The organism is Halomonas sp. AOP27-A1-41 (genome assembly GCF_052378605.1).
Taxonomy (GTDB): domain Bacteria; phylum Pseudomonadota; class Gammaproteobacteria; order Pseudomonadales; family Halomonadaceae; genus Vreelandella; species Vreelandella citrativorans.
The window spans coordinates 1-14,552 of the sequence record NZ_JBQSXT010000003.1; the positions used below are offsets into that span (position 1 = coordinate 1).

Sequence of the window (14,552 nt, forward strand, 5' to 3'; positions counted from 1 at the left end):
TTGAATCCGCTGCGTCTACCAATTCCGCCACACCGGCAATGGATGCGCATTATACGGAGATAACCACACAGGTCAATCACATTGACTGACTTTATCTAGCGAAGGGGGTATCCTATGCCGCCTGTTTGACCACCGTTAAGAGCCAACCCATGCAGCGCGCGGACTTTTATTTCGAGCTACCCGATGAGCTGATTGCTCGCTACCCTTCTGAGCAGCGCAGCGACTGCCGTTTGCTGTGCGTGGATGGCCAGAGCGGCGCGCTTGAGCATCGCCAGTTTACGGACCTTCTTGAACGTTTAAACCCCGGTGATTTGCTGGTATTTAATGACACACGAGTGATTCCTGCCCGCCTGCACGGCCATAAAGCCAGCGGCGGCAAAGTGGAGATGCTGCTTGAGCGTCCGCTGGACAGCCACCGGGGCCTGGCACATATCCGCTCAAGCAAGTCGCCCAAGCCCGGCACCGAGCTGATCTTTGAAGGTGATATTCACGCCGTGGTGGAAGGCCGCCGCGACGCGTTGTTTGAGCTTCGCTTTTTAGGCGAGACGCCAATGATCGCGCTGCTGGAGCAGCACGGCCATATGCCACTGCCGCCTTATATCACTCGGGAAGATGAACTCAGCGACCGCGAGCGCTATCAAACCGTTTATGCCCGCCGAGATGGCGCCGTGGCCGCTCCCACGGCGGGCCTACATTTCGACCAACCGCTGCTGGATGCCCTGGCTGAAAAAGGGGTCAACAGCGCGTTTGTCACCCTGCATGTGGGCGCGGGTACTTTTCAGCCGGTGCGGGTGGACAATATTCTTGAACACCATATGCACAGCGAGTGGATCGAGGTGTCAGAAGCCACCTGCCAGCAGGTACGCAAGGCGCAAGCCGCAGGCAACCAGGTCATTGCCGTCGGCACCACCAGCGTGCGCTGTTTGGAAAGCGCCTGCCAGAAAAGCAGCGATGGGCAGATAGCGCCCTACAGCGGGGATACGGATATTTTCATCTACCCCGGCTACGAGTGGCGCTGTGTGGATGCGTTGATTACCAACTTCCACCTGCCGGAATCGACACTTTTGATGCTGGTATCGGCGTTTGCCGGTTATGACACGATGATGAACGCCTACCGTGAAGCCGTTGCCGAACGCTACGCTTTCTTTAGTTATGGCGATGCGATGCTGCTCACCCGCTAAGCGCCTTTACGCTGCCCTTAGCGTTTTACCGATGATTTTTTGACGAGTTACCACAATGCGAAACGAATGCTTTATGCGCTTTGAGCGCTTGGCCGACGACGGCCGCGCTCGTCGCGGTCGCCTCCACTTCCCCCGTGGCACGGTCGAAACCCCTGCGTTTATGCCGGTGGGCACTTACGGCACGGTAAAAGGTATGACGCCGGACTCCATCAAGGAGATCGGCGCTGAAATCATTCTGGGCAACACCTTCCACCTGTGGCTGCGCCCCGGCACCGAGGTCATTGAAGCCCACGGCGACCTGCACGACTTCGCCCAGTGGGACAAGCCGATCCTCACCGACTCCGGCGGCTTTCAGGTGTTCTCATTAGGCGAGACGCGCAAGATCACCGAGCAGGGCGTGCACTTCCGCTCGCCGGTAGATGGCAGCAAGGTCTTTATGGGGCCGGAAGAGTCCATGGCCGTGCAGCGCTCGCTGGGTTCTGATGTGGTCATGATTTTTGACGAGTGCACGCCCTACCCGGCCACTTACGAGGAAGCCGAGAAATCCATGGAGCTGTCGCTACGTTGGGCCAAACGCTCACGCGATGCCCATGGTGACTCGCCTTCAGCGCTTTTCGGCATCATCCAGGGCGGTATGCACCCGGAGCTTCGCGAGCGCTCGCTCAAAGGCCTCTTGGAGATCGGCTTTGACGGCCTGGCGATTGGCGGGCTTTCCGTTGGCGAGCCCAAAGAAGAGATGATCAAGGTGCTGGATTACCTGCCCACCTGGATGCCAGACGATAAACCACGCTACCTGATGGGCGTAGGTAAACCGGAGGATCTGGTGGAAGGCGTGCGCCGGGGCGTCGACATGTTCGACTGCGTCATGCCGACCCGCAACGCACGTAATGGCCACCTGTTTACCGCTGACGGTACAGTCAAGATTCGTAATGCCAAGCATCGCCATGACACCAGCCCCCTTGAAGAGGGTTGTGACTGCTATACCTGCAAGAATTTCTCGCGCGGCTATTTGCATCACCTGGACCGCTGCAATGAAATGCTGGGCTCGATGCTCAATACCATCCATAACTTACGCTACTACCAGCGTGTAATGGCTGATTTGCGCGCGGCAATCGAAGCGGGTACATTGACGACCTTTGTGGAAGGCTTTTATGCTCGGCGCGGCCTGCCGGTGCCTCCCCTGGCCGAATAGTCATCACCCGCTCTGGCGGGTGAATCAAGGGCCGCTTATCAACATAATTGTTAATTAGCGCCCCCTCTAACCCTTTCACCCATTAAGGGTCTTAACCCAGGAGTTCTCTGCAATGCTGGATTTCTTCATCTCATCAGCCCATGCCCAGGAAGGGGCAGCTGGCGGTGGCATCGCACAAATCGTTATGTTGGTCGGCTTTGTGCTGATTTTCTATTTCCTGCTGTGGCGCCCCCAAGCTAAACGTGCCAAGCAGCACAAACAGCTGGTCACCAGCCTGGACAAAGGCGATGAAGTCGTGATCGGCGGTGGCCTGGTTGGCCGCGTCACCAAAGTCAGTGATGAGTTCCTGACCTTGGAAGTATCTGAAGGCACCGAAGTCAACGTACAGAAAAACGCCGTTGCTGCCGTGCTGCCGAAGGGCACCATTAAGTCCATCTAACGCTTAAAACACCCCTGCCGATTCAGTGCCAGCCACCCCGGCAGGGGTGCCATGGTAGATACGATGGTAAATTTTGCTGTGCGTGGGACTCCCCGCACAGCAATTCCGTTTGTAATTGAAGGCAGGGCTTGCATGCTCAACCGTTACCCCCTGTGGAAGTATCTGCTGATACTGGTCGTCCTGGTGGTTGGCCTTATCTATTCGCTTCCCAACTTATTCCCCGAAGATCCCGCTATTCAGCTCAGTAGCGCCCAAGGCGAAACGCTGAATGAGCGCCAAATTGAACGCGTTGAGAACGCACTCGGCGAAAACGGCATCGCTGTTAAAGGCGTCGAAGAAGTTAACGGCCTGTGGCTGATTCGCCTGCGTAACGACAACGACCAGCTCAATGCTCGCGATATTGCCGCCGACCTTTTAGGCAATGACGCGACGGTCGCACTAAACCTGGCAGAAGCCACGCCGGCCTGGCTGCAAGCATTTTCCGCCTCCCCCATGACACTGGGGCTTGACCTGCGCGGTGGCGTTCACTTCCTGTTGGAAGTAGATATGGAAGCGGCACTCACCCAGCGCCTGGAAGTGAATGCCAGCGCCATGCGCGAGCTGTTGCGTAGCGAGCGTATTCGTTACCGCAATACCGATGTTGAAGGCCGCTCCCTCTCCATCGACTTTGCAAGCACTGAAGACCGCGACAATGCACGCCGTTTGATCAGCCGTGACTTCCCCAACTTTGACTATACCAATGAAGGCAGCGGCCGCTCCTCCAGGCTGGTGATGGCGCTGAGCGATCAGACCATTAACGAAATTCAGGACTACGCCATCAACCAAAACTTGACCACCCTGCGTAACCGGGTGAACGAGCTGGGTGTTGCCGAGCCGATGGTGCAGCGTCAAGGTCCTAACCAGATCGTGGTTGAACTCCCCGGCGTACAGGACACAGTGGCCGCCAAACGGATCGTGGGCGCGACCGCCAACCTTGAGTTCCGCCTGGAAGCTCGTAACGACACGCCGAGTATGGAAACGGAAACTCACGTATTCCGTAATGATGCATCACGCTCTGCTGAGCTAATGCGCGATGTGATCATTACCGGCGACAGCGTTTCCAGCGCCAGTAACAGTTTTGATGAAAACGGTCGTCCGCAGGTAAATATCAACCTGGATGGCACTGGCGGCACGCTGATGAACCGCGCCACGCGCACCAATATTGGTCGCAATATGGCGGTGCTATTTATCGAGCACAAGAGCGAAGATACGGTCGTCATTGACCCTGAGACCGGCGAAGAGACGATTGAGCGTGAGCCTTATGTAGAGCGCGGCCTGATAAGCCTCGCCACCATTCAAAGCGCGCTGGGCAACAGCTTCCGGATCACCGGGCTCGACTCTCCCACTGAAGCTGCCGAGCTGTCGCTTCTGCTGCGTTCAGGTGCGCTGGCGGCGCCGATCTACTTTGTACAGGAGCGCACTATCGGCCCAAGCCTGGGTGCGGAAAACATCCAACGCGGCCTGCTCTCTGTTCAGGTGGGTCTACTGCTGCTCGTGCTGTTTATGCTGGCGCGCTATAAAGTGTTTGGCATTTTTGCCAACATTGCGCTCGCCCTTAACCTGACAATTCTGGTCGCGGTCATGTCGATGCTGGGCGCCACGCTCACCTTGCCAGGCATTGCGGGCATCGTGCTGACGCTGGGCATGGCGGTGGATGCCAACGTACTGATCTTTGAGCGAATACGTGAAGAGTTGCGTAACGGGCTGTCGATTCAGCAGGCCATTCATGCAGGCTACGAGCGCGCCTTTACCTCGATTGTCGATGCCAATATTACCACGCTGTTAGTGGCGATCATTCTGTTCTCGATTGGCACCGGCCCGGTCAAAGGCTTTGCGGTCACACTGTCTATCGGCATCTTGACGTCCATGTTCACCGCGCTAATGGTGACACGTGCCTTGGTCAACCTGACCTATGGCAGCAGGCCCGTCAAAAAGCTATGGATCTGAACAATATGGATCTGAAGAACCTAGACTTAAAAAGCATGGATCTGAACCACGTGCTCAGCCCCGAATGCAAGAGGTGGCAATGAAACCCCTATCACAACTGCAAATCGACTTTATGGGGCGGCGCAATATTGCGTTTATCGCCTCTGCCGTGATGCTCATCGTGTCGATTGGCGCCCTGCTCTCCCAACAGCTCAACCTGGGGCTCGACTTCACTGGCGGCACACTGATCGAAGTTCGCTACGGCGCCGCACCCTCGCTGGATGCCATTCGCCTTCTGCTGGTAGAAAGCGGCTTCCAGGATGTTTCTGTACAAACGTTCGGCGCATCAACCGAGGTGCTTATTCGCCTGCAACAGGCCTTTGATCCTGACGTTGGCAGCGACGTTGTCAACCTGCTAAGTGCCAGCGGCGACAGCGTTACTCTGGTGCGCGCTGAATTTGTTGGCGCCCAGGTGGGCGATCAGCTACGCGATCAAAGTGGCCTTGGCCTACTGGTCGCGCTCGGTGTGGTCATGCTGTATGTCGCTTTCCGCTTCCAGTACAAGTTTGCCATCGGTGCGCTGTTGGCGCTGCTTCACGATGTGATTATCGTCGTGGGCGTGTTCGCACTCTTTCATCTTGAGTTCGACCTGACCGTGCTGGCGGCGATTCTGGCGGTTATCGGCTACTCATTGAACGACACGATCGTCGTCTATGACCGTATTCGTGAGAATATCCGTACGTCACGTATCGACGATATGACGCAGATCATCAACGAAGCCATCAACGCCACACTATCGCGCACGCTGGCAACCTCCGGCACGACCATGCTGGTACTGTTTGCCCTGTTAATCCTCGGTGGCGATATGATCGAGAACTTCGCTATCGCCTTGCTGATCGGTATTGGCGTCGGCACGTTCTCCTCCATCTACATCTCTGGCGCGCTGCTTCTGCCACTCAAGCTTTCGCGTGAGGACTTGATCCCCACCAAAAAAGAGCTTGATGAAGAGGAAGAAGAGCTGCCGTAACAAACCGTTCTTGTATAACGACAAAAGGCTCTGCCGGGATAACCCGGCAGAGCCTTTTTAGTGGTTGGCTGGCAACCTGGAACGTCTACCACTCAACATTCACAGCGTGCTATTAACTACCAGCCATTCATTTCCAACTATTCATTTACTACCAGCCCATCAAAAATGCGGCGCCAGTTGTTTGATCAGCGCCTTGTAAAGACGTGGACCAGCGGCCATCAGTTGGCCTTCCACCTTAACGCTCGGCTGACCATCGGGCGTGCCCATTAGCGCACCGGCTTCTTTCAAAAACAGCGTACCCACCTGCATATCCTGCTCTTCCATACCCAGCACAAAGGCGCTGTCCACTCGGCCGCTGGCCAGCTCACACATGTCCAGCAGGCCACAGCCCGTCGCGACAAGAGTTTCTACCTGAGGTGCAAGTTGTTGGGTAACGGTAAGAAATGCCGGCAAGTTGCCAGGACGCAGCCACGCTTCGGGCAGGCTCATGGCTAAACGCGTACCGGTAATCGCGGTGGGTTTGCTAACCCGCATACGCTTGCCATTGTGTTGAGCGCCACGACCACGGCTGGCGATATATTCATCATCGCCAAACGGTGAGATAACCACCGCGTGTTCCGGGCGGCCTTTAACCAGACACACCACTGAGAGAGCAAAGCCTTTACCCGCTACCGCTAAATTAGAGTAGCCATGAATGGGTTCGATCTTCCAAACGGTCTCACTACCTTCGTCTTCACCCGCTTTATGCGAGGTGTAGCGACCCACATAGCCGTGCTGGGGGTAGCCACGCTCCAACTGATGGACAATGGTCGCCTCGGCCTTGCGCGCCGTGTCTTCAAGCAGACGGTCAAGATTGGATTCTTCATGAGCGTTTTCGATACGCTCACGAACACGTTGAAACTGTTCAACTGCGCTGCGCGCTGCGCGCAACGTAAATTGGACCATCGGATTCATGATCGGGCCTTGTCACAGTGATGTTAAAGAACGTTAGGCGAAGGAATAATTGCCTATGGCGCGCAATTCTAGCAGACCCCTCTCGGGCACGCTATCGACTCGTGCTAAACTGCTCGTTTTCCGCGTTTGTTCGCTATGTTCAGTATCAAGCCCTGTTCTTCATCAAGCCCTGTTCACATTTATCGAGCCCTATCATTATGCTTGAGCGCATTCGTATCGTTTTAATCGGCACCAGCCATCCAGGCAACATCGGCGGCGTTGCTCGCGCCATGCACAATATGGGTCTGGCCGATTTGGCGCTGGTAGCTCCGCGCTGCGAGATCATTACTCAGGACAGCATTTCGCGCGCTTCCGGCGCGGATCATCTACTCCATCAGGCCAGCGTACATCCAACGCTTGAAGACGCCGTTGCCGACTGCACGCTGGCCGTTGGCGCGAGTGCGCGCTCACGCACCCTGCCCTGGCCCATGCTGTCACCGCGCGAACTGGCAGACCGCCTACCCAGCGAATGTCAGGCATCAACATCACGCGTCGCACTGGTGTTTGGCCGGGAGGATAGCGGCCTGACCAACGCCGAGCTGCAGCGTTGCCATGCCCATGTCCATATCCCCACCAATGCTGACTTTAGCTCGCTAAATTTGGCCGCCGCCGTACAGGTGCTTGCCTACGAGAGCCGCATGGCCTGGTTAAGCCAGCAGGACGCAGCGCCCACTCCTGATGCTGATGATGAGCTAGTGCCCCACGAAGAACTGGAGCGTTATTTCGAGCATCTGGAGCGCACACTGATTACCATTGAATTTCATGACCCGGCCCAACCTCGTCAGCTGATGGCGCGGCTACGCAGGCTCTATTTGCGCGCCCGCCCCGAAAAAATGGAGATGAACATTTTACGCGGCATTTTAACCGCAACGGAAAAATCAGCAGACAAACAATAACCGGCATCCGCAAACCTGGGGTGAGGCATAACTTGAAGTTACGCACCCGCGCCCCAACCTCGCTATCCTGCTAACGATGAACGATGCGTTACGTCATCCGCGATGCCTTAAATGACCGCGTGCCAGCCCTGACCAAGGATCACTCATGTTCCAACGCCTACGTGAAGACATTAACAGCGTATTTGACCGCGACCCGGCGGCCCGCAATTTTTTAGAGGTACTGACCAACTACCCCGGCCTTCACGCGCTGTTAATTCATCGTTGCGGTCACTGGCTATGGAAAAAAAACCTGAAATGGCTGGCCCGTACGCTGTCGACGTTTTCCCGCTGGCTGACCGGCATCGAAATTCATCCAGGGGCCACTATCGGCCGGCGCTTTTTTATCGACCATGGTATGGGGGTCGTTATTGGAGAAACCGCGCAGGTTGGTGACAACGTAACACTGTACCAGGGTGTAACTCTCGGCGGCACCAGTTGGAACAAGGGCAAGCGCCACCCCACCCTTGAGGATGGCGTTATTGTCGGCGCGGGGGCTAAAATTCTCGGTCCCTTTACCGTGGGTGCTGGCGCAAAGGTTGGCTCGAACGCGGTGGTCACCAAGGAAGTACCGCCTGGCGCAACGGTGGTGGGCATTCCCGGCAAGATTGTTAAACGCACCGACCCCGATGTTGAAGAAGCGCTAGAGGTAGACCCGGTTCGTCGCGAGGCCATCTGCCAAAAATTTGGTTTTGACGCCTACGGTGTCAGCCAGGACATGCCCGACCCGGTGGCGCGCTCCATGCAGGCAATGTTGGATCACATGCACGCGGTGGATGAGCGCATTGAACGAATGTGTTCAACGCTGCGTAAGCTTGATGGCAGTTACCATGAAGGAAGCCTGCCCGCGCTGCGCGATGAAGACTTCGCCGATATTCTGGATGAAAACGATACCGGTTGCGCTCCCAAAAGCTCAGATGACAATACGCCGCCTCCGGCTAAAGGTTGACCAAACTACTCAGGCTTTCCCATAATGGCAGCACATTTGCCGGGAGCACGCTGAACGTTCAGCGCCGAGGTGCCTGTCATGCGTTTAACTACCAAAGGCCGTTACGCCGTTACCGCCATGCTCGACTTGGCGCTGAACGGCGAGCTCAGCCCGACCAGTCTGGGGGATATTTCGCAGCGTCAGGAGATTTCCCTCTCCTATCTTGAGCAGCTGTTTGCGCGCCTGCGCCGCTCAGGGCTTGTCCGCAGCGTTCGCGGCCCGGGCGGCGGCTATTTGCTGGCCAAACCGGCGGCCGATATTAGCGTTTCAGCAGTCATTGATGCCGTTGATGAAACGGTAGATGCCACCCGCTGCCAAGGATTATCCGACTGTCAGCAGGGAAGCACCTGCCTGACCCACCACTTGTGGTGCGAACTATCCGGCCAGATTCGACATTTTCTTGATGACATCACCCTTGCCCAATTGATGCAGCGCCCCGATGTTCTACGTATCGCCTCGCGGCAAAAAAATCGCGTTGAAGCGGGTATTCTCGCCTCATCACCGTAATGGCCAAGGGCGTTATTACCGCTGCCCTGGCGCTATTAAATTAAGCGGGTCTTCATGACAACGACAACCACACCTTCACTGCCTATTTATCTGGATTACGCCGCCACTACGCCGGTGGATACCCGCGTGGCCGAGGTTATGCAGCGCTACCTGACCGCTGACCAGCTATTTGCCAACCCTGCCTCGCGCAGCCATATGCTGGGCTGGCAGGCTGAACAGGTGGTGGAGCAGGCGCGTCGCCAGGTAGCCGATACCATTGGCGCCGACCCGCGTGAGATTGTCTGGACCAGCGGTGCTACGGAAGCTGACAACCTGGCGCTGATTGGCTACCTGCGTGCCAACCGTGAACGCGGCATGCACCTGGTTACCTCTACCATTGAGCATAAGGCAATCATTGATACAGCGGTTGCGCTTGAGCGCGAAGGCTTTGACGTTACCTGGCTTACACCCGCGCACGACGGCACCATTTCGCCGGAGATGCTACGTGCTGCCATGCGTGATGACACCGCACTGGTTTCGTTAATGGCGGTCAACAACGAGCTAGGCAGTATTAACGATATTGCCGCGCTTGCCGAGGTCGCTCATGAATTTGGCGCGGTTTTCCATACCGATGCAGCTCAGGCCGTTGGCCGAATCCCGTTGGACGTGGTGGCGCAAAAGATCGATTTAATGTCCCTTTCCGGGCATAAAACCTATGGCCCCAAAGGCGTGGGCGCGCTGTATGTAAAACGCCACCCGGACATTCGCCTTGAGGCATTGATTCACGGTGGCGGGCATGAGCGCGGCATGCGCTCCGGCACCCTCCCAACGCATCAAATTGCCGGGATGGGTGAAGCATTTTTGTTAATACAAAAAGAGCATGCTAACGATCAGGCACATATCACGCACCTACAACAGCACTTTTTAAAGGGGCTTGAAACGCTGGATGGCGTGGTGGCCAATACTCCGCTTGACCGCGCAGTACCCAATATCTTGAACCTCGCGTTTGAAGGCATCGACGGTGAGTCGCTGTTGATGGCCCTGCGCGATGTGGCCGTTTCTACCGGCTCCGCTTGCAACTCGGCAAGCGTTGACCCCTCTTACGTCTTACTTGGGGTAGGCGTTCCGCGCACGCTAGCACTTTCATCGCTACGCTTTAGTTTTGGACGCTTCACCACGCAAGACGATATTGATCACGCGCTAACCCTCATTCGCCATGCGGTGAGCGGTTTACGAACACTGCCACGCTAAGCGGCTAGCGCTTTTACAAGGAGCACGCCTTATGTCAACACTCAACATTACCCCAGCTGCCGCACAACAGATCCGCCATGTGCTTGATGAACGTGGCCAAGGCCTGGGTCTGCGTGTGTCGGTCAAGCCCAGCGGCTGCTCGGGCTACAGCTATGTGCTGGACTTTGCCGATGAAGTCGGTAGTGACGAAGTTCTCTTTGAAGATCACGGCGCCAGCGTTTATGTGTCACCTGATGCACTTGAGATGCTGGATGGTAGCGAAGTGGACTATGTCAGCGAAGGGCTGAACCGCTTTTTCAAGTTCAACAACCCAAATGTTAAAGATGAATGCGGCTGCGGTGAAAGCTTTACTGTGTAAACCGTAGGCGCCAATGTCATCATCGGTATTCAACCCCCGCTTGAGGCGCTATAATCGCGCCCACTCGGTAATCGGTGGACACTACCGTCATTTTGCCGAAACGATTTTCCTTCGCCGCCCCGGTTTGCCGAGGCGGCAATTTCTGCTTTATCCCTTTCTCTAAAGGCCTCAAGGAGATATTTACATGGCTACTGAACGCACTCTGTCTATCATCAAGCCCGATGCCGTTGCCAAAAACGCCATTGGCGACATCATCGCTCGCTTTGAAAAAGCCGGCCTGCAGGTTGTTGCCGCTAAAATGACCCACCTTTCTGAAGAGAAAGCGGGCGGTTTCTACGCCGAGCACAAAGAGCGTCCGTTCTTTAAAGACCTGGTGGGCTTCATGACGTCCGGCCCGGTGGTTGTTCAAGTACTTGAAGGTGAAGGCGCGATTGCCAAAAACCGTGACCTGATGGGTGCTACCAACCCTAAAGAAGCGGCTCCGGGCACTATTCGTGCTGACTTCGCGGAAACAATCGACGCTAACGCTGTCCATGGTTCCGATTCTGCAGAAAGCGCTGCGCGCGAAATTAGCTACTTCTTCGGTAATGACGAAATCTGCCCGCGCTAATTTTTAGCGGCGCCGTTTCAACATTCGTTGCCGGCCATTTTCGCGGGGGCCTGGCCCCCGCCCTTTCTAGAACGCTGACCACCATGACCACCACCGTAGCCCAACATACGCCCGCTCCCCAATCTGCGCCTGACAGTGAAACGCCAGCGGCAAAAGCGCCTGAGCGCCAGAACCTGCTTGGCATGTCGCGCGAACAGATGGAAGCGTTCTTTTTGTCGATTGGCGAGAAGAAATTCCGCGCCGCTCAGTTGATGAAGTGGATCCACCAGGAAGGTAGCGATGACTTCACCGCGATGACCAACCTGTCCAAACCGTTGCGCGAAAAGCTGGCAAAAGTGGCCGAAATTCGTGGTCCCAGCGTTATTTACGAAGGCACCTCAGCCGACGGTACCCGTAAGTGGGTATTAGAAGTAGAGGATGGCAGCTACGTTGAAACCGTGCTGATTCCCGCTGAGAACGGCAAGCGGCGTACGCTGTGCGTCTCTTCTCAAGTGGGCTGCTCGCTGGACTGTAGTTTCTGCTCCACCGGCAAACAGGGCTTTCAGCGTAACCTTACCGCCGCCGAAATCATTGGCCAGGTATGGGTTGCACAGCGCAGCGTCGGGCCGCGCCGTGACACCGCTAACCGCCCGGTTACCAACGTGGTCATGATGGGCATGGGCGAACCCCTGCTCAACTTTGACAACGTAGTGCCGGCCATGAAGTTAATGCTGGATGACAACGGCTACGGGCTCTCCAAGCGCCGCGTTACGCTGTCGACCTCAGGCGTTGTGCCGATGATCGACAAACTCGGCGACGAGATGGACGTTAGCCTGGCTATTTCGCTGCATGCCTCGACAGACGAGCTGCGCAATGAACTGGTGCCGATCAACCGCAAATACAACATCCAAATGTTGCTGGATGCGTGTCATCGCTACCTGTCCAAGTGCCCGGACAATCGCCAGGTCACTATTGAATACACGCTGATCAAGGATGTTAACGACCAGCAAGAGCATGCCGAACAGCTCGCCGCGCTGCTTAAAGAGTTGCCCTGTAAGATTAATTTGATACCGTTTAACCCGTTTCCTAATTCAGGATATGAAAAACCATCACGCAACCAGGTCATGCGCTTTCAACAGTGGCTGTATGATTTGGAGTATAACGCGACGGTTCGTATGACTCGGGGTGAGGATATCGACGCAGCCTGCGGTCAGTTAGTGGGACGCGTGAAAGACCGGACGAAGCGCAGCGCTCGCTATATCCAATCGGTACAGATTGACGCTGACTAAACGGTGCTTATCTTGACTTCCGACGAGCACAGCGCTTTGATGGACACAGTTTATTCGTTGTGCTGGCGGTTAGTTAGCTATTTACACCATGAGGATCAACATGATCTGTCACTACAGGCGTTTTAACCCGTTTAGGGTGCCCATGTTCGCTGTACTGTTGAGCAGCGTATGGCTCGCCGGTTGTGCCACATCAAACACGTTACCCTCTCAGGCAAGCAATGACGCCAAGGATGCCTATACGCAGCTCGGCGTTGCCTACCTGGAGCGCAACAATCTCCCACGGGCGCGCGCCGCCCTGGGTCACGCGCTGGAGATCGACCCGCACCATGCCAAAGCATTGCAGGCCTTAGCCATGGTCTATCAACAGCAGGGCGACATCGAACTTGCCGACCAATATTTTAAACAAGCGATCGACGCCGACCCGACATTTACCCGTGCCCGCAATAATTACGCGGCATTTTTGTATCAGCAGGGGCATATTGCTGCCGCTTGCGATCAGTTGGAAAACGCATCTAACGATGCCCAGTACGCCAACCGTGCCCAGCTTTTTACCAACCTGGGCCAATGTTATTTGGCGCTGGAAGAATTTGATAAAGCGCGTGGGCGTTTAGCCCGCGCGCAGCGTATCGACCCGCGGCAGTCGCGGGGGTACTTGACGTTAGCCGAACTGGAAGTTTCACAGGGAAATTACCATGAGGCCTGGTCACCGTTGCACACCTATTTGCAGTTGGCCGGGCCAGACCGGGCAGCGCTGGAAATGGCAATTGATATCGCTCATGCCCAAGGCGACCATGCCACGGCAGCCGATTACCAGCGCCAGCTTGGCCTTATGAACTGACGCCCTGACCACTTAATTTTTAAGGATGCTCAGCCATGAGCGACACACAGTTACAAGATAGCGTTACTTCCTCCCGTACCACCTCCTCTCCCGGCGAGATGCTCTTGCGCCAACGAGAAGAGCTCGGCGTGCCCATTGGAGAGGCAGCGCGCGCGCTTAATTTACGCCCGGCCGTCGTTGATGGCCTTGAGCATGATCATTATGACGAAATTCCGGTTATTGCTTACCGTCGTGGCTACCTGCGCTCCTACGCCAAATACCTGGGTCTGAGCGAGCATATGATCCTGGACGCTTACCAGGAGCGCTATGGCGCCGCGGATGCCGAGCGAAAAGTTATTCCGGTGGCGGTTAGTCGGCCCCCCTCAAAGCTGGGCGCCTGGCTATTTAAGCTGGTGACCTTGCTGGTGATTGCTGGCCTGATCGGCGTAACCGTCATGTGGTGGCAGAGCCGTGGTGGCAGCGAGCCGCCTGGCTTTAATGAGACGTCCAGCGTTGAAGAAGGTAGCGAAGTACCGCCGGTATCGGATACCGGCGCTGAGCCCACGCCGCCTCAGCAGCCCACCATCACCTCACCCGCCCAGCCGGAAAACGATACGGCCACGGGTGATACCGCTGGTAATAGTGAAACGCTGCCTACCGATAACGCGGAGCAGACCGCGACAGTCGACGAGTCTGCCGCGCTTGATATTGCGGCAGATACGGATGCGGCCAACACTGATGCAGCAGATGCTGATGAAGGTGCCACCGAGGAAGCGGCAACGGCCCCGGCAGGCAACCCAGGCCAGATGGAGCTCACGTTTAACGAGCAGTCCTGGACTGAAATTTTCGATGCCAACAATCAACGTGTATTTGTTGGCTTACAAACGCCCGGCACCAATGTAACCGTTGAAGGTGTGCCACCGTTTCGTTTAACCGTAGGAAACGCCACTGGCGTCGTACTGCGTTACCAAGGTGAGCAGATCAACCTTGCAGAACGCGCAGGCGCCAACAATGTCGCCCGATTCACCCTGGGAGAGTGACCCGT

The 14,552-nt window shown here is 56.2% G+C and carries 15 protein-coding genes; 14 read left to right on the forward strand and 1 reads right to left on the reverse strand.

Going from position 1 to position 14,552, the window contains the following annotated elements; genetic code table 11:
- The first annotated feature begins 149 nt into the window (after positions 1-149).
- From queA to secF, 5 genes are all read left to right on the forward strand, one after another.
- The gene (gene queA / locus ACT3TC_RS03180; protein WP_444639090.1) at positions 150-1,181 is read left to right on the forward strand and encodes a tRNA preQ1(34) S-adenosylmethionine ribosyltransferase-isomerase QueA; all 1,032 of its coding nucleotides are present in this window, start codon (positions 150-152) and stop codon (positions 1,179-1,181) included.
- A 73-nt stretch (positions 1,182-1,254) separates the two neighbouring features.
- Complete coding sequence (gene tgt / locus ACT3TC_RS03185; RefSeq protein WP_087106573.1) at positions 1,255-2,373, forward strand: tRNA guanosine(34) transglycosylase Tgt; 1,119 nt, start codon at positions 1,255-1,257, stop codon at positions 2,371-2,373.
- 112 nt (positions 2,374-2,485) lie between these two features.
- Positions 2,486-2,812, forward strand: coding sequence for a preprotein translocase subunit YajC (yajC, locus tag ACT3TC_RS03190; protein WP_193055290.1), 327 nt, complete (start codon positions 2,486-2,488; stop codon positions 2,810-2,812).
- Between the two features lie 132 nt (positions 2,813-2,944).
- Positions 2,945-4,798 carry a protein translocase subunit SecD gene (secD, locus tag ACT3TC_RS03195; protein ID WP_087106568.1) on the forward strand — a complete coding sequence of 618 codons (1,854 nt, stop codon included), beginning with the start codon at positions 2,945-2,947 and terminating at the stop codon, positions 4,796-4,798.
- Positions 4,799-4,877: 79 nt separating this feature from the next.
- Complete coding sequence (gene secF / locus ACT3TC_RS03200; RefSeq protein ID WP_172118622.1) at positions 4,878-5,804, forward strand: protein translocase subunit SecF; 927 nt, start codon at positions 4,878-4,880, stop codon at positions 5,802-5,804.
- Positions 5,805-5,963: 159 nt separating this feature from the next.
- On the opposite strand, the gene ACT3TC_RS03205 is transcribed toward secF, so the two are convergent.
- Positions 5,964-6,758 carry an inositol monophosphatase family protein gene (locus ACT3TC_RS03205; protein ID WP_444630159.1) on the reverse strand — a complete coding sequence of 265 codons (795 nt, stop codon included), beginning with the start codon at positions 6,756-6,758 and terminating at the stop codon, positions 5,964-5,966.
- 197 nt (positions 6,759-6,955) lie between these two features.
- Here ACT3TC_RS03205 and trmJ point away from each other — a divergent pair, with 197 nt between their 5' ends.
- From trmJ to ACT3TC_RS03250, 9 genes are all read left to right on the forward strand, one after another.
- A complete protein-coding gene (gene trmJ / locus ACT3TC_RS03210; protein ID WP_444630160.1) occupies positions 6,956-7,693 on the forward strand; it encodes a tRNA (cytosine(32)/uridine(32)-2'-O)-methyltransferase TrmJ in 738 nt (245 codons plus the stop codon).
- A gap of 145 nt (positions 7,694-7,838) precedes the next feature.
- A complete protein-coding gene (gene cysE / locus ACT3TC_RS03215; RefSeq protein ID WP_087106562.1) occupies positions 7,839-8,678 on the forward strand; it encodes a serine O-acetyltransferase in 840 nt (279 codons plus the stop codon).
- 78 nt (positions 8,679-8,756) lie between these two features.
- A complete protein-coding gene (locus tag ACT3TC_RS03220; protein ID WP_444639091.1) occupies positions 8,757-9,224 on the forward strand; it encodes a Fe-S cluster assembly transcription factor in 468 nt (155 codons plus the stop codon).
- A gap of 54 nt (positions 9,225-9,278) precedes the next feature.
- Positions 9,279-10,454 (forward strand): aminotransferase class V-fold PLP-dependent enzyme, encoded by a 1,176-nt coding sequence (locus tag ACT3TC_RS03225; protein ID WP_444639092.1) that lies wholly within the window; start codon positions 9,279-9,281, stop codon positions 10,452-10,454.
- Positions 10,455-10,485: 31 nt separating this feature from the next.
- Positions 10,486-10,812 carry a HesB/IscA family protein gene (locus ACT3TC_RS03230; protein WP_444639093.1) on the forward strand — a complete coding sequence of 109 codons (327 nt, stop codon included), beginning with the start codon at positions 10,486-10,488 and terminating at the stop codon, positions 10,810-10,812.
- Between the two features lie 184 nt (positions 10,813-10,996).
- Positions 10,997-11,422: a nucleoside-diphosphate kinase gene (gene ndk, locus ACT3TC_RS03235; protein ID WP_087106555.1), complete on the forward strand. Its 426-nt coding sequence runs from the start codon at positions 10,997-10,999 to the stop codon at positions 11,420-11,422.
- An 83-nt stretch (positions 11,423-11,505) separates the two neighbouring features.
- The gene (gene rlmN, locus ACT3TC_RS03240) at positions 11,506-12,690 is read left to right on the forward strand and encodes a 23S rRNA (adenine(2503)-C(2))-methyltransferase RlmN (protein WP_193055282.1); all 1,185 of its coding nucleotides are present in this window, start codon (positions 11,506-11,508) and stop codon (positions 12,688-12,690) included.
- Positions 12,691-12,790: 100 nt separating this feature from the next.
- Positions 12,791-13,528, forward strand: coding sequence for a type IV pilus biogenesis/stability protein PilW (gene pilW / locus ACT3TC_RS03245; RefSeq protein WP_172118617.1), 738 nt, complete (start codon positions 12,791-12,793; stop codon positions 13,526-13,528).
- Between the two features lie 35 nt (positions 13,529-13,563).
- Positions 13,564-14,547: a RodZ domain-containing protein gene (locus ACT3TC_RS03250; RefSeq protein WP_444639094.1), complete on the forward strand. Its 984-nt coding sequence runs from the start codon at positions 13,564-13,566 to the stop codon at positions 14,545-14,547.
- Positions 14,548-14,552 lie beyond the last annotated feature (5 nt).

Bases quoted from the DNA above. Each gene is read 5' to 3' on its own strand.
- secD (WP_087106568.1), top strand. From the start codon at position 2,945: ATGCTCAACCGTTACCCCCTGTGGAAGTATCTGCTGATACTGGTCGTC.
- ACT3TC_RS03220 (WP_444639091.1), top strand. From the start codon at position 8,757: ATGCGTTTAACTACCAAAGGCCGTTACGCCGTTACCGCCATGCTCGAC.
- ACT3TC_RS03230 (WP_444639093.1), top strand. From the start codon at position 10,486: ATGTCAACACTCAACATTACCCCAGCTGCCGCACAACAGATCCGCCAT.
- ACT3TC_RS03225 (WP_444639092.1), top strand. From the start codon at position 9,279: ATGACAACGACAACCACACCTTCACTGCCTATTTATCTGGATTACGCC.
- ACT3TC_RS03250 (WP_444639094.1), top strand. From the start codon at position 13,564: ATGAGCGACACACAGTTACAAGATAGCGTTACTTCCTCCCGTACCACC.
- trmJ (WP_444630160.1), top strand. From the start codon at position 6,956: ATGCTTGAGCGCATTCGTATCGTTTTAATCGGCACCAGCCATCCAGGC.
- queA (WP_444639090.1), top strand. From the start codon at position 150: ATGCAGCGCGCGGACTTTTATTTCGAGCTACCCGATGAGCTGATTGCT.
- rlmN (WP_193055282.1), top strand. From the start codon at position 11,506: ATGACCACCACCGTAGCCCAACATACGCCCGCTCCCCAATCTGCGCCT.
- cysE (WP_087106562.1), top strand. From the start codon at position 7,839: ATGTTCCAACGCCTACGTGAAGACATTAACAGCGTATTTGACCGCGAC.
- tgt (WP_087106573.1), top strand. From the start codon at position 1,255: ATGCGCTTTGAGCGCTTGGCCGACGACGGCCGCGCTCGTCGCGGTCGC.
- yajC (WP_193055290.1), top strand. From the start codon at position 2,486: ATGCTGGATTTCTTCATCTCATCAGCCCATGCCCAGGAAGGGGCAGCT.
- ACT3TC_RS03205 (WP_444630159.1), bottom strand. From the start codon at position 6,758: ATGAATCCGATGGTCCAATTTACGTTGCGCGCAGCGCGCAGCGCAGTT.
- pilW (WP_172118617.1), top strand. From the start codon at position 12,791: ATGATCTGTCACTACAGGCGTTTTAACCCGTTTAGGGTGCCCATGTTC.
- secF (WP_172118622.1), top strand. From the start codon at position 4,878: ATGAAACCCCTATCACAACTGCAAATCGACTTTATGGGGCGGCGCAAT.
- ndk (WP_087106555.1), top strand. From the start codon at position 10,997: ATGGCTACTGAACGCACTCTGTCTATCATCAAGCCCGATGCCGTTGCC.